The sequence below is a fragment of the Hephaestia sp. MAHUQ-44 genome (assembly GCF_023806085.1).
Classification (GTDB): domain Bacteria; phylum Pseudomonadota; class Alphaproteobacteria; order Sphingomonadales; family Sphingomonadaceae; genus Sphingomonas.
In genome coordinates this window covers 55,983-77,530 of sequence record NZ_JAMSLX010000006.1, presented here as the reverse complement: position 1 = coordinate 77,530, position 21,548 = coordinate 55,983, and the positions used below count along the sequence as shown (strand labels likewise).

At 66.3% G+C, this 21,548-nt stretch carries 20 protein-coding genes; 9 read left to right on the top strand and 11 right to left on the bottom strand.

All coding sequences use genetic code 11. From position 1 onward, the window contains the following. The first annotated feature begins 3 nt into the window (after window positions 1-3). Window positions 4-1,434, top strand: coding sequence for a tetratricopeptide repeat-containing sulfotransferase family protein (locus NFE57_RS08425; RefSeq protein WP_252135129.1), 1,431 nt, complete (start codon window positions 4-6; stop codon window positions 1,432-1,434). Between the two features lie 94 nt (window positions 1,435-1,528). Here NFE57_RS08425 and clpB read toward each other — a convergent pair whose 3' ends face one another. Both clpB and NFE57_RS08415 read right to left on the bottom strand, forming a co-directional pair. After that, entirely contained in the window at window positions 1,529-4,108 is a 2,580-nt protein-coding gene (gene clpB / locus NFE57_RS08420) for an ATP-dependent chaperone ClpB (RefSeq protein WP_252135128.1), read from the bottom strand. 75 nt (window positions 4,109-4,183) lie between these two features. Then, window positions 4,184-5,833 (bottom strand): M28 family metallopeptidase, encoded by a 1,650-nt coding sequence (locus tag NFE57_RS08415; protein WP_252135127.1) that lies wholly within the window; start codon window positions 5,831-5,833, stop codon window positions 4,184-4,186. A 159-nt stretch (window positions 5,834-5,992) separates the two neighbouring features. On the opposite strand from NFE57_RS08415, the gene NFE57_RS08410 reads away from it, so the two are divergent. Both NFE57_RS08410 and NFE57_RS08405 read left to right on the top strand, forming a co-directional pair. Further along, complete coding sequence (locus tag NFE57_RS08410) at window positions 5,993-8,848, top strand: M16 family metallopeptidase (protein WP_252135126.1); 2,856 nt, start codon at window positions 5,993-5,995, stop codon at window positions 8,846-8,848. Between the two features lie 18 nt (window positions 8,849-8,866). Continuing rightward, window positions 8,867-9,169: a hypothetical protein gene (locus tag NFE57_RS08405; protein WP_252135125.1), complete on the top strand. Its 303-nt coding sequence runs from the start codon at window positions 8,867-8,869 to the stop codon at window positions 9,167-9,169. Window positions 9,170-9,239: 70 nt separating this feature from the next. On the opposite strand, the gene hisN is transcribed toward NFE57_RS08405, so the two are convergent. Further along, the gene (gene hisN, locus NFE57_RS08400) at window positions 9,240-10,025 is read right to left on the bottom strand and encodes a histidinol-phosphatase (protein WP_252135124.1); all 786 of its coding nucleotides are present in this window, start codon (window positions 10,023-10,025) and stop codon (window positions 9,240-9,242) included. 188 nt (window positions 10,026-10,213) lie between these two features. On the opposite strand from hisN, the gene NFE57_RS08395 reads away from it, so the two are divergent. Both NFE57_RS08395 and NFE57_RS08390 read left to right on the top strand, forming a co-directional pair. Next, complete coding sequence (locus NFE57_RS08395) at window positions 10,214-10,771, top strand: peroxiredoxin (protein WP_252135123.1); 558 nt, start codon at window positions 10,214-10,216, stop codon at window positions 10,769-10,771. Window positions 10,772-10,831: 60 nt separating this feature from the next. Further along, window positions 10,832-11,911, top strand: a complete 1,080-nt coding sequence (locus NFE57_RS08390) for a GGDEF domain-containing protein (RefSeq protein WP_252135122.1) — start codon at window positions 10,832-10,834, stop codon at window positions 11,909-11,911. Between the two features lie 488 nt (window positions 11,912-12,399). On the opposite strand, the gene NFE57_RS08385 is transcribed toward NFE57_RS08390, so the two are convergent. After that, the gene (locus tag NFE57_RS08385; RefSeq protein WP_252135121.1) at window positions 12,400-13,041 is read right to left on the bottom strand and encodes a YbhB/YbcL family Raf kinase inhibitor-like protein; all 642 of its coding nucleotides are present in this window, start codon (window positions 13,039-13,041) and stop codon (window positions 12,400-12,402) included. A 211-nt stretch (window positions 13,042-13,252) separates the two neighbouring features. Beyond that, a complete protein-coding gene (locus tag NFE57_RS08380) occupies window positions 13,253-13,810 on the bottom strand; it encodes a hypothetical protein (protein ID WP_252135120.1) in 558 nt (185 codons plus the stop codon). 129 nt (window positions 13,811-13,939) lie between these two features. Between NFE57_RS08380 and ung the strand changes: the two genes are divergently transcribed. From ung to murA, 4 genes are all read left to right on the top strand, one after another. Next, on the top strand, window positions 13,940-14,647 hold the full coding sequence (gene ung, locus NFE57_RS08375; protein WP_252135119.1) for a uracil-DNA glycosylase: 708 nt from the start codon (window positions 13,940-13,942) through the stop codon (window positions 14,645-14,647). A 320-nt stretch (window positions 14,648-14,967) separates the two neighbouring features. Then, window positions 14,968-15,405: a phasin family protein gene (locus NFE57_RS08370; protein ID WP_252135118.1), complete on the top strand. Its 438-nt coding sequence runs from the start codon at window positions 14,968-14,970 to the stop codon at window positions 15,403-15,405. Window positions 15,406-15,669: 264 nt separating this feature from the next. Beyond that, window positions 15,670-16,005 (top strand): ATP-dependent Clp protease adapter ClpS, encoded by a 336-nt coding sequence (gene clpS, locus NFE57_RS08365; RefSeq protein ID WP_252135240.1) that lies wholly within the window; start codon window positions 15,670-15,672, stop codon window positions 16,003-16,005. A gap of 63 nt (window positions 16,006-16,068) precedes the next feature. Next, complete coding sequence (murA, locus tag NFE57_RS08360) at window positions 16,069-17,352, top strand: UDP-N-acetylglucosamine 1-carboxyvinyltransferase (protein ID WP_252135117.1); 1,284 nt, start codon at window positions 16,069-16,071, stop codon at window positions 17,350-17,352. 183 nt (window positions 17,353-17,535) lie between these two features. Here the strand turns inward: murA and NFE57_RS08355 are convergent, their stop codons facing one another. From NFE57_RS08355 to argB, 6 genes are all read right to left on the bottom strand, one after another. Beyond that, on the bottom strand, window positions 17,536-18,324 hold the full coding sequence (locus tag NFE57_RS08355; protein ID WP_252135116.1) for a DUF2189 domain-containing protein: 789 nt from the start codon (window positions 18,322-18,324) through the stop codon (window positions 17,536-17,538). A gap of 82 nt (window positions 18,325-18,406) precedes the next feature. Next, a complete protein-coding gene (locus tag NFE57_RS08350) occupies window positions 18,407-19,048 on the bottom strand; it encodes a MarC family protein (protein ID WP_252135115.1) in 642 nt (213 codons plus the stop codon). Beyond that, window positions 19,045-19,923: a bifunctional methylenetetrahydrofolate dehydrogenase/methenyltetrahydrofolate cyclohydrolase FolD gene (folD, locus tag NFE57_RS08345; protein ID WP_252135114.1), complete on the bottom strand. Its 879-nt coding sequence runs from the start codon at window positions 19,921-19,923 to the stop codon at window positions 19,045-19,047. Before folD ends, NFE57_RS08350 begins: the two co-directional genes overlap by 4 nt. Further along, complete coding sequence (locus tag NFE57_RS08340; RefSeq protein ID WP_252135113.1) at window positions 19,920-20,222, bottom strand: DUF167 domain-containing protein; 303 nt, start codon at window positions 20,220-20,222, stop codon at window positions 19,920-19,922. The genes folD and NFE57_RS08340 overlap by 4 nt, the downstream gene beginning before the upstream one ends. Then, a complete protein-coding gene (locus NFE57_RS08335) occupies window positions 20,219-20,524 on the bottom strand; it encodes a YggT family protein (protein WP_252135112.1) in 306 nt (101 codons plus the stop codon). Before NFE57_RS08335 ends, NFE57_RS08340 begins: the two co-directional genes overlap by 4 nt. 80 nt (window positions 20,525-20,604) lie before the next feature. After that, on the bottom strand, window positions 20,605-21,504 hold the full coding sequence (argB, locus tag NFE57_RS08330) for an acetylglutamate kinase (RefSeq protein WP_252135111.1): 900 nt from the start codon (window positions 21,502-21,504) through the stop codon (window positions 20,605-20,607). Window positions 21,505-21,548: the final 44 nt, after the last annotated feature.

Here is a 21,548-nt window from a genome sequence, read left to right as displayed (position 1 = left end):
TTGATGATCGATGTTCCAACCGCGCTCGCTGGCCTCAAATCGGCACTGGATCGTCGCGATCGTCGAGAGGTGAATGCGGCGGCTCGAAACTTGATCCAGGCGCAAGCGCCGATCGGCAGCCAGTGGCGCGGCATTGCGATGGTACTGCTCGAGAATGGTGAAATGGCTGATGCACGGCGTGCCGCGGACCTGTTGGTCCGCGCGGCGGGTGGCAGTACGGTCGCACGCTTCGTTCAGGCGGCAGTCTACGCTCGTTCGGGGCGGGTGGCGGACGCGCATGCGATGCTGCGAAGTCTACCGGACGATGTTCCTGATCCGCTGGGGAATGCCTATACGCGTGGCACACTAGCGACGAACGTCGGGGCCATTGAGGAAGCGCGGGAGCAACTGATGCGCGCGATCACGCTGGCTCCAAAATCCGGACAGAGCTGGCTGGCGTTGGCGATGCTCGGAGGTATGCCTCCCGAGACGGGCTGGCTTATGGCAAGTTTGCGCGACACCATGGTCGACGCAGACCCAGGGGAGCGGGGCGCCTATTTTTTTGCGCTTGGCAAATTTATGGAGGAGCAGCGTGAGTATGACGACGCTTTCCATTGCTATGCTGCGGGGGCGGCTACCGAAGCAAAAGTGCGTGGTACCGACTTTGCTCTTGCAGACCAGACCGGACGGGAATGGAAGAATGTGGCGATCGAGAAGATCGCTCGTTTCTCACCCCCTGCCGGGCGTCCGATTTTCGTTACGGGCTTGCCGCGATCGGGCACAACACTGGTCGAGCAGATTTTGACGGCGCATAGTCTGGTCGATGGGGGCGAGGAGCTGAACCTTTTCCGTCACTTGATTGCAGAGATCGGTGGCGATCATACAAAAGCTGTTGCGCGCATGACGCCTGAAAAAAGTGATGGGCTTGTGCGTCTTTACGAACATCTCATGGCACAGCGATTTCCTGGACAGGGTCGCGTTATTGATAAGAGTTTGCTTGCAAGCCGCTATATGGGCTTGCTGACGGGCCTATTTCCGTCAGCACCGATCATCTGGCTGCGTCGAGACCCTCTCGACAATGCATGGTCAATGTTTCGAACCTACTTTCGTACTGGCCTCGGCTGGACGTTCGACCTCAAGAAAATTGCGGCGCAAATGCGGTTGGAGGATGCTCTGTTCGTACATTGGGTGCGCTTGCGGCCGCATCAGATCTTGCGGGTTGACTATGCAGAACTCGTGACGGCCCCGGAGCAAGTGATACCGCGTATCGTTGCTCATTGCGGCCTCAATTTAGAGGCGGCGCAACTGGAGCCGCACCGAAGTGTACGGCCGGTGGTTACTGCAAGTGCGGCCCAGGTTCGGCAACCGATCAATGAGACTGGACTCGGTGTTGCTGATCCTTATCGTCATCACCTTCAGCCTTTCATCGACGCATATTTCGAATCCGCCTCCTAGAACGAAGCCCGGCTATTCGAACCGGGCTATGTCCTTTCGCTTTGATGGCCGTGGTTTCGGAGGCGCAGGGTGTTCGAGTACGCTCGAAATCGGTCTACGTAACCCGCAACGCCAGCTTCCCGTCGCCCTCGTCGACATGTACCGCGGCACCGTCCTTGACGTCGCCGCGCAGGATGAGGTCGGCGAGCGGGTCTTGCAGGTAGCGCTGGACCGCGCGTTTGAGCGGGCGTGCGCCATAGACCGGATCATAGCCCACGCGGCCCAGCCACGCGCGCGCGGCATCGGTGAGCTGAATCGTGATCTTGCGATCGGCGAGCAGCTTGCCGACGCGGCCGATCTGGATGTCGACGATCGGGCCCATATGCGCCTGCCCCAAGCGGTGGAACAGGATGATCTCGTCGAGCCGGTTGAGGAATTCGGGCCGGAAATGGTTGCGCACCACCTCCATCACCTGTGGCTCGACATCCTCGACCGACTGATCGTCGGCCATCGTCGACAGATATTGGCTGCCCAGATTCGAGGTCAGGATGATGAGCGTGTTCGAGAAATCGACCGTGCGGCCCTGTCCATCGGTCAGCCGGCCGTCGTCGAGCACCTGGAGCAGCACGTTGAACACGTCGCCATGCGCCTTCTCGACCTCGTCGAACAACACCACCTGATACGGGCGGCGGCGTACCGCTTCGGTTAGAACGCCGCCTTCCTCGTAACCGACATAGCCCGGCGGCGCGCCGATCAGGCGCGCGACGGCGTGCTTCTCCATGAACTCGCTCATGTCGATCCGCACCATCGCATTGTCGTCGTCGAACAGGAATCCGGCGAGCGCCTTGGTCAGTTCGGTCTTGCCAACCCCGGTCGGCCCGAGGAACAGGAACGAGCCCAGCGGGCGGTTGGGGTCTTGCAGCCCCGCGCGCGCGCGGCGCACCGCGGTCGAGACCGCGCGCACCGCATCAGCCTGGCCGATCACGCGCTTGCCGAGCGCCTCTTCCATCGCGAGCAGTTTCTCGCGCTCGCCCTTCATCATCCGATCGACCGGAATCCCGGTCCAGCGGCTGACCACCGCGGCGATATCGTCGTCGGTCACTTCCTCGCGCAGCATCGCGCCCTTGGTCGCCCCCTCGGCCTCGGCGAGTTGCTTCTGAAGCTGGGGGATGGTGCCGTAAGACAGCTCGCCCGCGCGCGCGAGATCGCCGCCGCGCTGCGCCTGATCGAGTTCGAGCCGCGCTGCGTCCAGTCGTTCCTTGAGCTTGGCCGCGCCTGCGATCTTGTCCTTCTCGGCCTGCCAGAGCGTGGTCAGTTCGGCCGATTGCTGCTCGAGATTGGCCAGCTCGGCCTCGAGGCGTTCGAGCCGGTCCTGCGATGCCTGATCGCTCTCGCGCTTCAGTGCCTCGCGCTCGATCTTCAACTGGATGATCCGGCGGTCGAGGGTTTCGATTTCCTCGGGCTTGCTCTCGACTTCCATGCGGATGCGGCTCGCGGCCTCGTCCATCAGGTCGATCGCCTTGTCGGGCAGGAAGCGATCGGTGATGTAGCGGTTGGAGAGCGTCGCCGCGCTCACGATCGCGCCGTCGGTGATCCGCACGCCGTGGTGCAGTTCGTATTTCTCCTTGAGGCCGCGCAGGATCGAGATCGTGTCCTCGACCGTGGGCTCGCCGACGAATACCGGCTGGAAGCGCCGCTGGAGCGCGGGGTCTTTCTCGACATGCTTGCGATATTCGTCGAGCGTGGTCGCGCCGACGCAGTGCAGTTCGCCACGCGCGAGCGCCGGCTTGAGCAGGTTCGACGCATCCATCGCGCCTTCGGATTTGCCCGCGCCGATCAGCGTGTGCATCTCGTCGATGAACAGGATGATGCTGCCGTCGCCCGCCCGCACCTCGTCGAGCACGCCCTTGAGCCGTTCCTCGAACTCGCCGCGATATTTGGCGCCCGCGATCAGCGAGCCCATGTCGAGCGCCATCAACTGGCGGTCCTTCAGCGTATCGGGCACGTCGCCATTGGCGATCCGCAGCGCCAGTCCCTCGGCGATCGCGGTCTTGCCGACGCCGGGTTCGCCGATCAGCACCGGGTTGTTCTTGGTGCGGCGCGCGAGGATCTGGATCGTGCGGCGGATTTCCTCATCGCGGCCGATGACGGGATCGAGCTTGCCGCTGCGCGCATCCTCGGTCAGGTCGCGCGCGAATTTCTTGAGCGCGTCGTAGCGATCCTCGGCCGACGCGGTGTCGGCGGTGCGCCCGCCGCGCAAGTCGTTGATCGCGGCGTTGAGCGCCTCCGGGGTCGCGCCCGCGGCCTTCAATGCCTTGCCCGCCGCGGTGTTGAGCGACAGCGCGAGCGCGACCAGCAGCCGTTCGACGGTGACGTAGCTGTCGCCGGCTTTCTGCGCGATCTGCTCGGCGGAATCGAGCACGCGCACCGCATCGTTATTGAGCCCCGGCGATTGCTGCGCCCCCGATCCCGACACCGCCGGGATTTTGGAGAGCGCCAGATCGATCTCGCTCACCGCCTTGCGCGGATCGCCGCCCGCCGCCTGGATCAGTCCCGCCGCCATGCCGGAATCGTCTTCGAGCAGCGCCTTCAACAGATGTTCGGCCGTGATCTGCTGATGGTTCATGCGGATCGCGACGGTCTGCGCCGATTGCAGGAAGCCCTTGGCGCGGTCGGTGAATTTCTCGAGGTTCATGCCTTACCCCTTATGGTCGGTCACCGTTCAGATAGTGTTGCCCATATGCAACACAAGGCTTGGGCGGCGCCGGGGCTATTTTTGCGCCGGCTCCGCCTTCGCCGCCTCAGGCGCGAACAGATTGCCGAAATAATCGCCCTTGTACCAAAGCGGCGGGGTGTCGGCATCGGCCATCGCGCGCGTGATGCGGTAATTGGCCTCGGCGAAGCGCGCGCCCGCCTGCCAGTCGATCGGCTGGTTCAGATCGTCGCCGGGATGGTGGTAATTGCCGCCGAGGAAGCTCTCCCACGCCTCCTTGCCGCCATTGCCGTACCCGGTGGCGAGGAACACCGCGGGCACGCCCTGCTTCACGAACATATAATGGTCCGATCGCGTGAAAATCCCCTGTTCGGGCATCGGATCGGCGATCAGCGTCACCCCCATCGGCGCGACGGCCTCGGCGACCAGCGGCCCCAGTGTCGAATGGTCGGCGCCGAACGCGATCACGTCCTTGAACGGGTAGAGCAGCAGCGGCATGTCGAGATCGACATTGCCGACGATCCCGGTCGCCGGAACGGTCGGATGCCGCGCATAATAATCGGCGCCCAGCAGCCCCTTTTCTTCCCCCGTCGAGGCGAGGAACACGATCGAGCGGCGCGGCTTCTCGTCCGATTGCGCGAATGCGCGCGCGACCTCGAGCATCGTCGCGATGCCCGCGGCATTGTCGAGCGCCCCGTTGTTGATCCGATCCTTGTCGGGGGCGTCGCCGGGCTTGGCATCGGCAATTCCGATATGGTCGAGATGCGCCGACAGCACGACATATTGGTTCTTGAGCGTGGGATCGCTGCCCGGCAGCATCGCTGCCACATTGGGGCTGGTGATGGTTTCGACGCTACTGCTCGATTGCAGCCGTGCGCTGGTCTTGAGCGCGAACCCCCTGGGGCGTGCGCCGGGCTTGTCGGCGGCCTTGAGCACCGCATCGAGCGATTGCCGCGCGCCCGCGAAGATCGCCTGCGCGGCCGAGGTGTTGAGCGTGCCCTGTCCGCGGATGCGCGGCGCCGCGACGAACGGCACGCCGTCGCGCGATACCCAGGTGTAACGCGCGCCCTCGGCATAATGGCGCATCATCGACCAGGGGCGGATCTTCTGCATCTTGAGCGTCGGCAGCGTCAGGAACCCGATCGCGCCGCGCGCCTCGGCGGTTTCGGCCTTGGACGAATTGAGATGTGCGCCCTCTTCGCTGCCGATCCCGTCGGGATAGCCCGACAGCGCGACGACGATCTTGCCGGTCACGTCGAGCCCGCGATAATCGTCGATCCCCACCGCCTTGTCGGCGATGCCATAGCCCACGAATACCAGCGGCGCGGACAGGTCGACCGCACGCTCAAGCGCGTTGGGGGTGATGATGACATCGTCGCCTTGCGCAAACATATGTGCCGGGGCGGGGCCGGTGATGGTGAGCGAGGCGGGGGTCGCGCCGGGGCTCGTCTTCTGGAAGGTGATCCGCTGATACCAGTCGCCATCGTCGCCCGCCGGGGTCAGCCCGATCGCATCGAACTCGCTGGCGACGTAGCGCGCGGCGATGTCGTACCCGCGGCTGCCGATGTCGCGGCCCTCAAGCAGATCGTCGGCGAGGAATGCGACATGCGCGCGCACACTTGCCGGGGAGAAGACCGGATCGGCGGGGGCGTGCGCAAACGCGGCGCCGGCGGTGCAGGCGAGCAACAGGACGACAAAGCGATTCATGGAGCATCCTCGATAAAAGCAAGGGCGTGATGCGCCGGGTGTAGCGGTCACGTCATACAGTGCAAGCGTTGAACCGGGCGGGCGCGCCGATCGGCGGTTGCGCCCCGATCGCGAGGTGCTACACCTCGCTATATCACTATCGCGGGAATGATCTTTTTCATGAAAACCAGTCTCTTCCTGTGCGGGGCCGCGCTGTGTGCGCTCACGCTGCCCGCCACGGCCGCGCCGGTTGCCCCCGCGCAAACCGCGCCCGCCGTCGATGCCGCGGCGCCGGTTTCGGCGCTCGTCGCCCAGGTCGACATCCCCTATGAAAGTTTCACCCTCGCCAACGGGCTGCACGTCATCGTCCATACCGATCGCAAGGCGCCGATCGTCGCGGTGTCGGTGTGGTACGACGTCGGCTCGAAGAACGAACCGCAGGGCAAGACCGGTTTCGCGCATCTGTTCGAGCATCTGATGTTCAACGGCTCGGAAAATGCGCCGGGCGATTTCTTCAAGCCGCTGAAGGAAGTCGGCGCGATCGATGCCAACGGTACCACCAGCTTCGATCGCACCAATTATTTCGAGACGGTGCCCACCCCCGCGCTCGATCGCGCGCTGTTCCTCGAAAGCGATCGGATGGGGCATCTCACCGGCGCGATCACGCAGGCCGTGCTCGACGAGCAGCGCGGCGTCGTCCAGAACGAGAAGCGTCAGCGCGACAACCAGCCCTACGGGCTGTTCCGCTACAAGCAGGTCGAAGGGCTGTTCCCCGCAGACCATCCCTATGGCCACACCACGATCGGCTCGATGGCCGATCTCGACGCGGCGAGCCTCGCCGACGTCAAGCAATGGTTCCACGATCATTACGGGCCCAACAATGCGGTGCTCGTGCTCGCCGGCGATATCGACGTCGCCACCGCGCGCGCCAAGGTCGAGAAATATTTCGGCGATATTCCGCGCGGGCCGCAGAATGTGCACCCGAGCGCCCCGATCCCCACGCTGCCCGCGCGCAAGGACGAGGTGATGAAGGATCGCGTCGCGGCGACGATGCTCACGCGGATGTGGGCGGTGCCCGGCGTGACCAGCGACGATATGGCGCCGCTCGATGTCGCTGCCGGGGTGCTCGGCGGGCTCGATTCGTCGCGGCTGACCGACGCGCTGGTGCGCAAGGAAAAGCTCGCGGTGCAGGTCGGCGCCTATAACCAGTCGCTCGCGCAGCTCGGCATTTTCGTGATCCAGGTGATCGTGCGGCCCGGCGCCGATGTGGCGGCGACGAGCAAACGGCTCGATCAGATCGTCGCCGATTTCCTCAAGACCGGCCCGACCGAAGACGAGGTCAGGCGCGTCGTCACGCAGCAGGTGTCGGAGACGATTGCGGGGCTCGAATCGGTCGGCGGGTTCGGCGGCAAGGCGGTCGCGCTGGCGCAGGGCGCGCTCTATGCGAACGATCCCGGTGCCTACAAAAAGGATCTCGAAAAGCTGGCTGCGCAAACCCCCGCGACCGTCCGGGCGGCCGCCGCCAAATGGCTGGCACGCCCGGCTTATGCGCTGACGATCGCACCCGGCGCGCGCGACGCCTATCAGGAGGCGACCGCCCCCGCCAAGATCGCGGCCGAGACCGCCGCCAAGGCCGATAGCGATCAGCAAACGGTCAAGGGGACGCGCGGGGCGCTGCCCCATGTCGGCACGGTCGCCGATCTGGTGTTCCCGACCGTCGAGCACGCCAAACTCGCGAACGGGATTCCGCTGGTCTACGCACATCGCGAGGCGGTGCCGATCACGCTGGCGACGATCAGCTTCGATGCCGGCATGGCGGCCGATCCGGCGCAAGCGCTCGGCACGCAGGCGCTGACGCTGGGGATGATGGACGAAGGCACCACGAGCCTCGACGCCACAAGGCTCGCCGAAGCGCAGGAGCGGCTCGGCGCCGACATCTCGACCGGCGCGGGCGCCGATCGCACCTATGTCGGCATCTACACCCCGACCGCCAACCTCGCCCCCGCGCTCGACCTGTTCGCCGACGTCGTCCAGAATCCGGCCTTCGCTCCGGCCGAGGTCGAACGCGTCAAAGGCCAGCAACTGGCGGCGATCGCGCAGGAAATGACGAGCCCGCAAGGGTTGGCCGCCCGCGCGCTGCCGCCGCTCGTGTTCGGCGCGGCGAACCCCTATGCCAAGCAGCAGGGTGCGGGTGACCCCGCCGCGGTTGGCAAGCTGACGCGCGACGATCTGGTCGCCTTCCAGCAGGCATGGCTGCGGCCCGACAAGGCGACGATCTTCGTCGTCAGTTCGGCGCCGCTCGCGACCGTCAAGGCGGCGCTCGACCGGCGTTTCGGCCGCTGGACGATGCCCGGCGCGCCGGGGACGAAGGATTTCACTTCGCCGGCCACGCAAGCCGCGCCGAAAATCGTGCTGATCGATCGGCCCGATTCGCCGCAATCGCTGATCCGCGCGGGTGAACTGACCGGGCTCAAGGGCACCGACGACATGCTCGCTTATAACGCCGCCAACGATACGCTGGGCGGCAATTTCCTGTCGCGGATCAACATGGATCTGCGCGAGGCGAAGGGCTGGTCCTACGGTGCGAGCGGTACCTTCCAGACGCTCGAACATGCCGCGCCCTATATCATCAACGCGCCCGTGCAGGCCGACAAGACCGGCCCCGCGATCGCAGCGCTGCAAACCGAGCTGAAGGGCTTCCTCACCGATCGCGGGGTCACGCAGGCCGAGTTCGATCGCACCGTGACGGGAACGATTCGCGAGCTGGCGGGCGGCTTCGAAACATCGAGCGACGTGCTGCGTGCGATGCAGAATATCGAATTGTACGACCGGCCCGACGATTATTATGCGACCCTGGCCGAGCGCTTCCGTGCGCTCAGTGTCGGGCAGCTTGACGCTGCGGCACGCAGGGTTCTCGATCCGGACAGGTTCGTCTGGGTCGTGGTCGGCGATGCCGCCAAGGTTCGGCCGCAGCTTGACAGCCTCGGTCTGCCGGTTGAGGTCGTCAAGGCACCGGCCGCGCCCGGCGGCCAGTAAGAGCAGGAGAAACCTTCAATGGCGGACGTCGATGGCACCTGGGATTGCGTCACCAAATCGCCTTTGGGCGATCAGAAATCGACGCTCACCGTCAAGAGCGACGGTGGCACCTTCACCGGCACCAATACGGGGAGCCTCGGATCGGCCGACATCACCGACGGCACGGTGAACGGCAATACGATCGCGTGGACGATGAACATGACCGTGCCGATGCCGATGACGCTCGATTGCGAAGCGACCATCGACGGCGACACGCTGACCGGCACGGTCGGCGCGGGCGCGTTCGGCAGCTTCCCGATGACGGGCACGCGCGTTAGCTGACGCGCGCATTATCGGCGACCAACACAAGGCCCGCCCCGGTTACGGTGGCGGGCCTTTTCGTATCTGTGTGTCAGCCGTGGCCGCGACAGGCGAGCATGTCGATGATCTCGTCGACCCGTGCCGGATCACCCACGGCGATCACTTCGCCCTTGCTGGCGGCGGTCAGCGGATCGCCCTGCCAGTCGCACATCCGCCCGCCCGCGCCCTCGACGATCGGTGCCAGCGCTGCAAAGTCGTGGAGCTTGAGCCCCGCTTCGACCACCACGTCGAGCCAGCCGCTCGCGACGCAGGCGTAATTGTAGCAATCGCCGCCCAGCACGGTGCTGCGGACCGCCGCATCGAGATGCTCGAAGGCGTGGAGCTGGCCATCGTCGAACAGCGCCGGCGAGGTGGTGGCGAGCAGCGCATCGCCCAGCGTGGCGCACGCCCGCGTTGTGGCAGGGGCATCGTTGAACGTCGTCGCGCGGCCCACCGCCCCGGTCCAGCGTTCGCGCGCGATCGGCTGGTCGATCACTCCGATCATCGGCCAGCCATCGGCCACCAGCGCGATCAGCGTGCCGAAGATCGGGCGGCCCGAGATGAACGAGCGCGTGCCGTCGATCGGATCGAGTACCCATTGCCGCCCGCTGGTGCCCGCGCGAACGCCATATTCCTCACCGACGATCCCGTCGGCGGGGCGCTCGGCCTCGATCAGCGCGCGCATCGCTGCTTCGCCGGCGCGATCGGCCAGCGTCACGGGCGACGCGTCGTCCTTGATCTCGAGCCCGTGGGGCGCGCGAAAATAGGGGCGGATCGCCACCGCGGCCGCATCGGCAAGGCGGTGGGCGAAGGCGATATCATCATCGGCTACACGCATCGGGCTGCCCTAGGCAGGGGGCGTCCAAACGGCAATGGGCATCGGCGGTCGAGGCACTCGCGCGATGGGGATCGCGCCGGATGACGCCGCGCTGCGGCATGTCGCTTCTATCCAATCGCTTTGGGGGGTGATTGAACAAGACGGGCACGAAGCGTATTGAGATCGGGGGCCTGCCGGGAGAAGAACCGATGCGTTTTACCGTTGCAGCACTGGCCGCATTGCTGGTCGCGTTTCCCGCCGGCGCCGCGCTCGATCCGGGGGCGCGTGCCCCCGATTTCACGACTCGCGGCGCAATCGCGGGTGAGGTCGTCACCATCCACCTTGCCGATCAGCTCAAGAAGGGGCCGGTCGTGCTGTACTTTTTCCCGGCCGCGTTCACGTCGGGGTGCAACGCCGAGGCGCATGCCTTTGCCGAGCGGATCGGTGATTTCACCGCCGCCGGCGCGACGGTGATCGGCATGTCGGCGGATGATGTCGAGACGCTCGCCAAATTCTCGACCCAGAAATGCGCGGGCAAGTTTGCGGTCGCCAGCGCCGGGCCGCGCGTCGTGGCGGGCTATGATGTCGATATCGGCAAAAAGGTCGCGATCAACGGTGCGGCGCCGCGCCAGATCACCAGCCGGACGAGTTATGTGATCGCGCCCGACGGCAGGATTATCTACGCGCATTCCGAATCCGCGCCGGACGGGCATATCAGCGGGACGCTCGCGGCGGTGAAGGCGTGGCGGGCGGCACATCCGCGGTAAGATTCTTTTTATTTCAATGATGTATCGGTAGTTGATTGTCCTGACGCCTGGGGGGTGGGAATGGCATCGCATGTGTCGGGGAGCGGCCGGCAGCAACCGGCGGACGGCGCGGTGGGGCGCGCCACGCCCGCCGAGATGTCGCGCGATTTGTACAGGCGGATCGGGGCGTTTCTCGACAACCACCGGCTCGGTGCCGATCCGGTCACCTACAGTTTCGTCTATCGGGTGCTGAACGAGCCGCAGGGGCCGCTCGCGCGCGCGGTGGCCGGGCTCGTCGACGGCGGTGTCCGGCTGACCGTGGCCGATATCGCCTCGCTCGGCGGATCGGTGGGCGGATCGGTGGGCGGGGCGCCCCCGGCGGCGCCCGCCGGCGACGAATGGGTGGCGCGCGCGCAACTGCAGATCGAAGGCGTCGAACATATCGTCCGCACCGTGCAGGCGGAGGCGAATGCCTTCGCCACCACGATTGCCGCCGGCGCCGATGCGCTCAGCGAGGTACGCGATGTCAGCCCGGTCACCGAAATCGTCGCGGTCGCGCGCGCGATGGTTGCGCGGACGCGCGCCGCCGAAGCGCGGCTCGACGACGCGACGCGCGAGGCGCAGGTGCTGCGCTGTGCGCTCGAGGAGGCGCGCGCCGATGCCCAGCGCGATCCGTTGACGGCTTTGCCCAACCGGCGGGCGCTCGAGGAACATTATCGGCCCCCCGGTGAGACCGGGCCGGCGCTTTGCCTCGCGATGTGCGACATCGATCATTTCAAGCAGGTCAACGACCGGTTCGGCCACGCGGTCGGCGATCGCGTATTGCGGGCGATCGCCACCGCGCTCAGCGCTGTGTGTGTCGATCATCTCGTGACACGTTATGGCGGCGAGGAATTCGCGGTGTTGTTCACCGGCGTGTCGCTCGCCGAGGCAGAGGCGCTGCTCGATCGCGCCCGCGCCAGCGTTGCCGGCAAGCGCTATCTGCTGCGCGAAAGCGATGCGCCGCTGGGCGCGATCACCTTTTCCGCCGGGCTCACGCTCGCCGGTGCCGGGGAGGCGCTGGGCACCGTGCTGGGTCGCGCGGACCGGCTGCTTTATGCCGCCAAGGCCGCGGGCCGCAATCGCGTCCACGCTGCGGCAACCGAGATTGCCAACAGATAGCGAATTTCACACCGCATATCTGGCGCGCTGCGCCAATGTGGCGCGATGCCGAATCTCGTGCGACGTAATTTCAATAACTTATGAAGTTGGCACACCCCTTGCGATGAACAGGGCATGATCGATCGGCCTTTCCGATCGAGCCCAGGCAAGGAGTATTATCATGATGTTTCGTCTCGAATCCGCGCAACGCTTCGCCATCTCGCTGGTCGGTGCGTTCGTCTTCGCCGCGCTGATGATCGGCGCTGCCGTGCCCGTCGTGCCGATCGCCTGAATCGGAACGCTTTTCCGGACGTGTTCAAATGCGTAGTTTTCTGATCGCTTTCGCCTCGTTTGCGGCGACAACCCTGCTGATCGCCGGTTGCGCCGCCGGGATCACCGGTCTGGCCTAGCGTGATTTCGAGCCAGATGGAATCATCTGGCGACTCGGCAATCGCGGCAAACAAAAGATCATCCAGAGTCGGTCCGATTCTGTTGGAACCGGACCGACGTTAGCCGCGCCCCGCCGAGGCCAGCCCCGTCACCGCGGGCGACGTGCCGATCGGCCGCGGTTCGCCGCGCGAATAGGTGCCGATCAACAAGCCCGCCGCCAGCACGTGCCCGCGCATCGCCTTGACGAGCGCGGCACGGCGCGGGGTTTCGCCGGGATCGGGGGTATCGTCGTCGAGCGCGAAGAGCTGGAACGCATAACGGTGCTCGCCGTGCCCGGTCGGCGGATCGGGCGGCAGCCAGCCCTCCCCAAAGAACGAATGCCGGCCGACATCGCGGCCATCGGCTTCGCCCGCGCCGTCGGCGGTGATCGCGCCCTCGGCGATCCGGTGTTCGTCGGGCGGCAGATCCCAGACGATCGCATGGACGAGCGGCGCCGGCGTCGGCGCGTCGGCATCTTCGACGATCAGCGCGATCGCCGCGGTCGCGGGCGGCAGCGCGCCCCAGACGAGCGGCGGCGACACCCCCGCACCATCGGCGGTGAAGCGTGGCGGTAGCCGGCCTTCATTGGCGAAGGCCGGGCTCATCAGGTCGATCGTCGCCAATTCCACCCCGTCGCTGAGCTGGACGATCGCGAGCTTGTCCGCGCCCGCGCGCATCCCCCGCATCGCCGTACCAAGCCAACGGGGAACATGTTCGAGCATCGGTCGGCACTCCACAGACACCAGTGGAGGCCAGTGAAGCACACCCGCGCGCGGGCTCCAAGCCGCCGGCGCGCGCTCGGCATCCGCGACCTCGAAACACTCAGTTGGTCAGAGTGATTTCGAGCCAGATGGAATCATCTGGCGACTCGGAAATAACGGCAATCAAAAGATAATCCAGGGGCGATCCGGTTCCTTTAGAACCGGATCGACGCTAGGAGGGCGGGCCGAGATCGAGCACGAAGATCGGCCCGAATTCGAGTGTCTGCTTGCCCGAGGCGAGGTGCATCGACACCGCCAGCTCGCCGGCGGCGTAATCGCGATCGGCGACGCCTTGCAGATGATACATCGTCCAGTCGGGCGTGATGTCGACCGCACCGCCGAAAATCCCGGTATAGGGTGCCCTGGCGAGCTGGACGCCGTTGTTGGGCAGATGCGCGCCGCCGCCGGCGGCCTCGCTTCTGGCGGCGCGCGCATAGAAAGCGAGTACCAGCCGATCACCCTTCGCCACCGGTCTGTCGATCGGGTCGGAAAGCGAGATCGACCACGGCTGCGCGCTGCCACCGGGAATCTGGACGCGCAGCGCATGGCCTCCCTGCACCTTCTTGTCGGCCACCACGCGTGCGGGTTCGGGCGCGTTATAGACCTGGAAAGCCTGCGGGTTCGGGTTGTTGATGATCTTGTCGGCGATGTCGCCGGCCTGGTCCTGCGCCGGCAGCGCCACCGCGATCAATGCGACGGGCGCCGCCAGCATGGCGAACGTGACGTTCATGGGCACCCCCTCGGTCCGGCGCGTTCTCGCGACGCTGCCGAAGCAGGCAGGCTATGGCGGTGTAGCGCGACGGTCAAGCAGTGCGCCCTGCGTTGACACGACCCGCGCCTTTCGGACATGCCCCTGAACGTGACGGAACGTGGCATCAACCTTCATCCGAGCTGGCTCGCGCCGCTCGCGAGCGAGTTCGACCAGCCGTATATGGCGGCGCTCCGGCAGTTTCTCGTCGCCGAGAAGGCGGCGGGCAAGCACATCTTTCCGCGCGGGTCCGAATGGTTCCGCGCGCTCGACCTGACCCCGATCGAGCGCGTCCGCGTCGTCATCATCGGTCAGGACCCGTATCACGGCCCCGGCCAGGCGCATGGCCTGTGCTTTTCGGTCAAGCCCGGCGTCCGCGTGCCGCCCAGCCTCGTCAACATCTACAAGGAGCTCGAGGCCGATCTCGGCATCGCCCGTGCGCGCCATGGCTTTCTGGAACATTGGGCCGAACAGGGCGTGCTGCTGCTCAATGCGGTGCTGACGGTCGAGGCCGGCCGCGCCGCCTCGCATCAGGGGCGCGGCTGGGAACGCTTCACCGATACGGTGATCCGGCTGGTCAACGCGCGCGAGACGCCGGTCGCGTTCCTGCTCTGGGGGGCATATGCGCAGAAAAAGGCGGCGTTCGTCGATTCGGTGGATAAAGGCGGCCGCCATCTGGTGCTCAAGGCGCCGCACCCGTCGCCGCTATCGGCGCATAATGGCTTCTTCGGCTCGCGCCCGTTTTCCAAGATCAATGCCTTCCTGGAAGCGACCGGTCAGCCGCCGATCGACTGGGCACTGCCCGAAAGCGTCGGTTGAACTGAGGCGGGGCCGGTACGGCCCCCGCGCGCGATCAAGATCCCTCGCGCCTTGTTGCGACGCACAATTTTCGCTTGAAAAGTGTTTCCGGCATGCTTATTGTGCAATGCAGCAATCGATGAGAAGGAGGCCCGATGGCCCGCAAGGATCCCTCGTCCAGGCAGACCACAGGTGCACCCCGTCCGGCCGCAAAGCGTGCGTCGGCGCCCAATAAGCGCCCCGTGCCCGCGCCGGCGACATCGCTCCCCACGGTTGCCGCGACGACTAACGAATCATCTGTATTCCCCGCGACCGCGGCCGCTCACAAGGAAACCGAACCGATGGAAAACACCGTGAAGAACGCCACCGCCCAGGCCCAGACCCTGTTCGCCGATTTCAACGATCGCGCCAAGGCAGCGGTCGAGAAGAGCACGAAGCTGTTCGAAGAGGTCAATGATTTCACCAAGGGCAATATCGAGGCGATCGTCGAATCGTCGAAGATTGCCGCCAAGGGCTTCGAGGCGATCGGCCAGGACAGCGCCGAATATGGCCGCAAGTCGTTCGAGGACGCTACCGCCACGCTGAAGCAGTTCGCCGCCGTCAAGTCGCCGGCCGAATTCTTCAAGCTCCAGAGCGATTATCTCCGCTCGGCGTTCGATGCGGTGGTGGCCGAAACCTCGAAGAAGACCGAGGCCGTGCTCAAGCTGGCGGGCGACGTTGCCCAGCCGCTGTCGAGCCGCGCCGCGGTTGCCGCCGAGAAGATCAAGCTCGGCGCCTGATCCGTCTCCCGATATCGGGCTCGGCTTACGCTGAGCCCGATCGCGGCTCCGGCCCGTTCGCTTGCTCATCGCCCGCGTAATGTTTGGGCCGGTGGTGTGGGTGAACGGGCCGGGGACGCTTCAGGGCGGCTGCCGAATCGGCGGTCGCCCTTTTCGTCGGGAATGACGAAAGAGGGTGAACGTCGCCCACTGCCCCTTGCCCTTCCGCCTCGGCTTGCCATATTTTCAGCCTGCATGATCGACCATTCCAACACCCCCCGGGCGATGGCGTCGCCGCCCGACGATGACCATGACGAGGACGGCGGCTCAGGCACCGGCCTTGCCACGCGCACGCTCACGCGGACGCGCCAGCCGACGCCGTATCGCGTGTTGATGCTCAACGACGATTACACGCCGATGGAATTCGTCGTTCTGTGCCTCCAGCGCTTCTTCCGCATGTCGATCGAGGAAGCGACGCGGGTGATGCTCCACGTCCACCAGCGCGGGGTGGGGGTGTGCGGCGTGTTCACCTATGAGGTCGCCGAGACCAAGGTTGGCCAGGTGATGGATTTCGCGCGCGAGAACCAGCACCCGCTGCAATGCACGCTCGAAAAGGCGTGATGCGCGCCTGAGGCGTCCATCACGGTCATTGCCGCTGGGCGGGACAGGCTCTAAAGCCCGCCAATGGACCGCATCCTTATCCGCGGAGGCCATCGCCTCCAGGGCCGCCTCCCGATTTCGGGTGCCAAGAACGCCGCGCTGACGCTGATGCCGTGCGCGCTGCTTACCGAGGAACCGGTGACGCTGCGCAATCTGCCGCGCCTCGCCGATGTCGACAGTTTCGGGCATCTGCTCAACCAGCTCGGCGCCTCGACCCATACCGAGGGCGCGCGGCCCGAGGATTTCGGCCGGGTGATGACGATCCGCGCGGCGCGCCTCACCGCGACCCACGCGCCCTATGACATCGTGCGCAAGATGCGCGCCTCGATCCTCGTCCTCGGCCCGCTGATCGGGCGCGCGGGTGAGGCGACGGTGTCGCTTCCCGGCGGCTGCGCGATCGGCAACCGTCCGATCGACCTCCATTTGAAAGCGCTCGCGGAATTGGGCGCCGAAATCGAGGTCACCGCGGGCTATGTCAAGGCGATCGCACCCGGCGGGCGGCTCGCGGGCGGCTGCGTCACCTTCCCCGTGGTGTCGGTCGGCGCGACCGAGAATGCGCTGATGGCGGCTGTCGCTGCCCGGGGCGGCAGCCGCATCGAAAATGCGGCGCGCGAGCCCGAGATCGTCGATCTGTGTAAAATGCTCGTCGCGATGGGTGCCTCGATCGACGGGATCGGTTCCGAAACGCTCGAGATCGAGGGCCGCGACCGGCTCTACGGCACGACCTACAGCGTGATGCCCGATCGTATCGAGGCGGGCAGCTATGCCTGCGCGGCGGCGATCACCGGCGGCAGCCTCGATCTGATCGGCGCGCATGCCGCCGATATGCGCGCGACGCTCCAGACGCTCACCGAGGCGGGCGTCACCGTCACCGAGCACAAGAACGGCATCCTTGTCGAAGCGGCGGGCGGGCTCGGCCCGCTGACGCTCTCGACCGCGCCTTATCCGGGTTTCGCGACCGACATGCAGGCGCAGTTCATGGCGATGCTGTGCAAGGCCGACGGCGCGAGCGTGCTCACCGAGACGATCTTCGAGAATCGCTATATGCACGTGCCCGAACTTGCGCGCATGGGCGCCGATATTCAGGTCCGCGGCCGCACCGCCGTGGTGCGCGGGGTGGATAAACTGGTCGGCGCGCCGGTGATGGCGACCGATCTGCGTGCCTCGATGAGCCTGATCCTCGCCGGGCTCGCGGCCGAGGGCGAGACGCACGTCCAGCGCGTCTATCACCTCGATCGCGGTTACGAACGGCTTGAGGAAAAGCTCTCCGCGGTGGGCGCGGATATCGAGCGCGTCTCCGACGGCTGAGGATTTATAGCCGTTGTTTCAGGGCCCTCTGAAACAGCGGCGGCACCGGCCCGCTCCCCCGCCCCACCTCCCAAGACATTATGCTGAATGGGAGGCGGGGCGGGGTGCACCCCACAAAGTATTACTTTGTGGGGACCCGGTGGGGGAGCGGGCCGGTGCCGCTTCCACGTCAGTGGAATCGGTTCACCGCTCCACCAGCCGCGTATAAAGGTGCCAGGTCGCGTAGCCGAGCACCGGCAGCACCACCGCCAGCCCGATGAACACCGGAATCGCGCCGATCACGAGCAGCGCGACGACGATCAGCCCCCAGCGGGTGATCGTGCCGGCATTGGCCCGCGTTGCCCGCAGCGACACGGCGATCGCGCTGTCGGCTTCGACCGCCTTGTCGACCACCATCGGCGCCGCGACCAGCGTCGTCGCGATCGTGACCGCGGCGAGAACGGCGCCCGCGACATTGCCCAGAACGATCATCGTCCAGCCTTCGCGCGTGGTGAACAGCGCGGTGAGGAAGCTGCCGATATCGGCCGGCGCCAGCGCGCCCAGCGTCAGATCGTAGACCAGCCACGCGACCCCGAGCCAGATCAGGAAAAGCATGACGAGCCAGATCGTCAGCTCGACGATCCCGCGCCGTCGTTCGCGGAGCGGATCGAGGAAGTGCGTCCAGTTCGCCTCGCGCCCTTCCTCGCGGCGGCGCGCGAGTTCGTAAAAGCCCGATGAGACGATCGGCCCGAGGATCGAGAGCCCGGCGACGAGCGGAAAGAACAACGGCAGCAGCCGCGAATCGAACGTGATCGCCGCCGCGATCAACCCGATCAGCGGATAGAGCAAGGCCGCGAACAGGATGTCGCCGCGCATCGATCGGAAATCGTTCCAGCCTTCACGCAGCGCCCAGCGCAGGTCGTCGCCGTCGATCTGGTGGATGCGCGTCTCCGCCGCATCGGGGGCGGGGGTCGATTGAGCGAGCGTCGTCATTGGTGCCTCTCCCGAAGCCCAGCCCTCCCGCACCGGCGATCATATACTCTTTTGCCCGCCGAGGCGAGGGCGGCCGCCCGCGTCAGGCGTTGCCGAAGCTTGCGATCAGGCCGTCGATGACGAATTGTGCCGCCAGCGCGGCCAGCAACACGCCCAGCAGTCGCGTGATGACCGCCTCGATTTTCGCGCCAAGGATGCGCATCAGCGGCCCAGCCAGCAGCAGCGCGGCGAGCGTGAGCAGCAGGATCACGCCCATCGCGGAGAGGATCACCAGCGTGTGCGGGATACCCTGCCCCTGCGACATCAGCAGCATCACGCTCGCGATCGATCCCGGCCCGGCGATCATCGGCATCGCCATCGGGAAGATCGAGACGTCCTCCACCTCGGGGGTATCGATGATCTTCTGCGCGCGATCCTCGCGGCGCTGGGTGCGCTTCTCGAACACCATTTCGAGCGCGATCAGGAACAGCATGATCCCGCCCGCGATGCGGAAACTATCAAGGCTGATGCCGAGCGCGCGCAGGATATCGTGCCCGAACAGCGCGAACACGACCAGGATCAGCGCCGCGACGCCGACCGCGCGGATCGCCATCGCGCGCCGGTGCGCTGCGCTCGCGCCCGCGGTCAGCCCGGCATAGATCGGCGCGCAGCCCGGCGGATCGATAACGACGAAGAAGGTGATCAGCGCCGAGACGAACAATTCGGTGAGCGCCGCGATGCTCATCCCAGCGCGTGCCGGTCATAGGCGATGCCCTCGCGCCGGCACGCCGAGACCAGCGTGTTGCGCATCAGGCACGCGATCGTCATCGGGCCGACCCCGCCCGGCACCGGGGTGATCGCGGCCGCATGGCTCGCGGCGCCGTCGAAATCGACATCGCCCACCAGCCCGTCCTCGGTGCGGTTGATGCCGACATCGATCACGACCGCGCCCGGCTTGATCCACTCGCCCTTGACGAGCTGGGCCACGCCGACCGCGGCGACGACGATATCGGCGCGGTGGATCACGCCGGCGAGGTCGCGGGTGCGCGAATGCGCGACCGTGACGGTGCAGCTTTCCTTCACCAGCAGCGCCGCCATCGGCTTGCCGACGATGTTCGACCGGCCGACGACCACCGCATCCTTGCCCGCGAGATCGCCGAGCTGGTGCTTGAGCAGTATCAGGCAGCCCAGCGGCGTGCACGGCACGAAACCCTCAAGCCCGGTCGCGAGCCGCCCGGCATTGACCGGGTGGAAGCCGTCGACATCCTTGTCGGGATCGATCCGCGTGATGATCGCGCGGTCGTCGATGTGCTTGGGCAGCGGCAATTGGACGAGGATGCCGTCGACCGCGGGATCGGCGTTGAGCGTATCGACCAGTGCGATCAGCTCGGCCTGGCTGGCGGTCGCGGGCAGGCGGTGCTCGAACCCCTGCATCCCCGCCGCTGCGGTCGCCTTGCCCTTGGAGTGGACATAGACCGACGAGGCCGGGTCTTCGCCGACGAGCACCACCGCAAGCCCCGGCTTGCGCCCGGTCTTGGCGGTGAACGCCGCTGCCTGTTCGCCCACGCGCGCGCGCAAGCCCAGCGCGAATGCCTTTCCGTCGATGATCTCTGCCGTCATGTCTGCGCCCCATAAAGGCTCGCGGCGATTCCCGCCAGCGTGTCGGGATCGCCCGTGATCGCCAGCCGCTTGAGCCGCCCGGTGTCGCCGCCGATCAGCGCCACGTCGCGCTTGGCGACCTTGAACGCCTTGGCGACGAACGCGATCAGCCGTTCGTTGGCGGCGCCGTCCACCGGCGGGGCGGCGATGCGGACGCCGAAATGGTCGGGCCCGTGCGTGCCCCAGCCGTCACGCGATGCGCGCGGGGTGGCGCGCACCGCCAGCGCGATTCCCGCTTCGGTCGCGCGCCAGCCGCTCAATAGGTGACGGGCGCGATCAGCGACATCGCGAGATTGGGCAGCACCACCGCCTGCAGGATGTAGATGATCAGCAGCACGACCAGCGGCGACAGATCGAGCGCGCCGAAATCGGGCATGATCTTGCGGATCGGGCGATACAGCGGGTCGGTCATCTTTTCGAGCGCGTACCACACCGAGCGGACGAGCTCGTTGTGGAGGTTGATGACGTTGAACCCGATCAGCCAGGACATGATCGCCTGGACGATGATGATCCACCACAGGATGTTGAGCAGAATCGTCAGGATCTGAAAGACGGCGATCAAGCGGGCCTCCGCAGGCATGAGGAAAGGGGAGTGGTTACAGGAAAGCGGCGCGGGGCAACAACCCCTGTCCGCCCCAACGCCTATTTCCCGATCAGGGTACCCGCGCCGCGGCGGGTGAAGATTTCGAGCAGCATCCCGTGCGGGATCCGCCCGTCGAGGATGACGGCGGCCTCGACCCCCGCCTCGACCGCGGCGACGCAGGTATCGACCTTGGGGATCATCCCGCCCGAGATCGTGCCGTCGGCCTTGAGCGCGGCGATCTTCGCCTCGTCGAGATCGGTCAGCAATTCGCCCGCTTTGTCGAGCACGCCGGCGACGTCGGTCAGCAGGAAGAAGCGCTTGGCCCCCAGCGCGCCCGCGATCGCGCCCGCCATCGTGTCGGCGTTGATATTGTAGGTCGCGCCGTCCGCGCCCAGCGCCACCGGCGCCACCACGGGAATGAAATTGTCCGCCGCGAGATTGGTCAGGATGCGCGGATCGACCTGCACCGGATCGCCGACGAAGCCCAGATCGACATGGCGTTCGATCCCCGAATTGGGGTCGGGCTCGGTGCGCCGCACCTTCTCGGCGATGACGAGGTTGGCGTCCTTGCCCGACAGCCCCACCGCGCGCCCGCCCAGCGCCGCGATCCAGCCGACGATCTCCTTGTTGATCTTGCCGGCGAGCACCATTTCGGCGACCTCGGCAGTGGCGGCGTCGGTGACGCGGAGACCGCCGACGAAGTGCGATTCGACCCCCAGCCGCTTGAGCATCGCGCCGATCTGCGGCCCGCCGCCATGAACCACGACCGGGTTGATCCCGACCGCCTTCAACAGCACCACGTCCTCGGCGAAATCGCGCTGCGCCTCGGGATCGCCCATCGCGTGGCCGCCATATTTGACGACGAAGGTCTCGCCCGCATAGCGCTGGAGATAGGGCAGCGCCTCGGTGAGCGTTTCGGCCTTGGCGAGCAAGGCGGGGGAGGGCGTATGATCGGTCATGCGCGCTCCCATAGCGTGGCGGTCACGCCAGCGAAAGCATCCGC

What these genes read in the sequence shown, in the direction of transcription:
- murA (WP_252135117.1), top strand. Translation starts at nt 16,069, where the DNA reads ATGGACCGCATCCTTATCCGCGGAGGCCATCGCCTCCAGGGCCGCCTC.
- argB (WP_252135111.1), bottom strand. Translation starts at nt 21,504, where the DNA reads ATGACCGATCATACGCCCTCCCCCGCCTTGCTCGCCAAGGCCGAAACG.
- NFE57_RS08370 (WP_252135118.1), top strand. Translation starts at nt 14,968, where the DNA reads ATGGAAAACACCGTGAAGAACGCCACCGCCCAGGCCCAGACCCTGTTC.
- NFE57_RS08355 (WP_252135116.1), bottom strand. Translation starts at nt 18,324, where the DNA reads ATGACGACGCTCGCTCAATCGACCCCCGCCCCCGATGCGGCGGAGACG.
- NFE57_RS08415 (WP_252135127.1), bottom strand. Translation starts at nt 5,833, where the DNA reads ATGAATCGCTTTGTCGTCCTGTTGCTCGCCTGCACCGCCGGCGCCGCG.
- NFE57_RS08395 (WP_252135123.1), top strand. Translation starts at nt 10,214, where the DNA reads ATGCGTTTTACCGTTGCAGCACTGGCCGCATTGCTGGTCGCGTTTCCC.
- NFE57_RS08380 (WP_252135120.1), bottom strand. Translation starts at nt 13,810, where the DNA reads ATGAACGTCACGTTCGCCATGCTGGCGGCGCCCGTCGCATTGATCGCG.
- folD (WP_252135114.1), bottom strand. Translation starts at nt 19,923, where the DNA reads ATGACGGCAGAGATCATCGACGGAAAGGCATTCGCGCTGGGCTTGCGC.
- NFE57_RS08425 (WP_252135129.1), top strand. Translation starts at nt 4, where the DNA reads ATGATCGATGTTCCAACCGCGCTCGCTGGCCTCAAATCGGCACTGGAT.
- clpB (WP_252135128.1), bottom strand. Translation starts at nt 4,108, where the DNA reads ATGAACCTCGAGAAATTCACCGACCGCGCCAAGGGCTTCCTGCAATCG.
- NFE57_RS08390 (WP_252135122.1), top strand. Translation starts at nt 10,832, where the DNA reads ATGGCATCGCATGTGTCGGGGAGCGGCCGGCAGCAACCGGCGGACGGC.
- hisN (WP_252135124.1), bottom strand. Translation starts at nt 10,025, where the DNA reads ATGCGTGTAGCCGATGATGATATCGCCTTCGCCCACCGCCTTGCCGAT.
- NFE57_RS08385 (WP_252135121.1), bottom strand. Translation starts at nt 13,041, where the DNA reads ATGCTCGAACATGTTCCCCGTTGGCTTGGTACGGCGATGCGGGGGATG.
- clpS (WP_252135240.1), top strand. Translation starts at nt 15,670, where the DNA reads ATGGCGTCGCCGCCCGACGATGACCATGACGAGGACGGCGGCTCAGGC.
- NFE57_RS08405 (WP_252135125.1), top strand. Translation starts at nt 8,867, where the DNA reads ATGGCGGACGTCGATGGCACCTGGGATTGCGTCACCAAATCGCCTTTG.
- NFE57_RS08410 (WP_252135126.1), top strand. Translation starts at nt 5,993, where the DNA reads ATGAAAACCAGTCTCTTCCTGTGCGGGGCCGCGCTGTGTGCGCTCACG.
- NFE57_RS08350 (WP_252135115.1), bottom strand. Translation starts at nt 19,048, where the DNA reads ATGAGCATCGCGGCGCTCACCGAATTGTTCGTCTCGGCGCTGATCACC.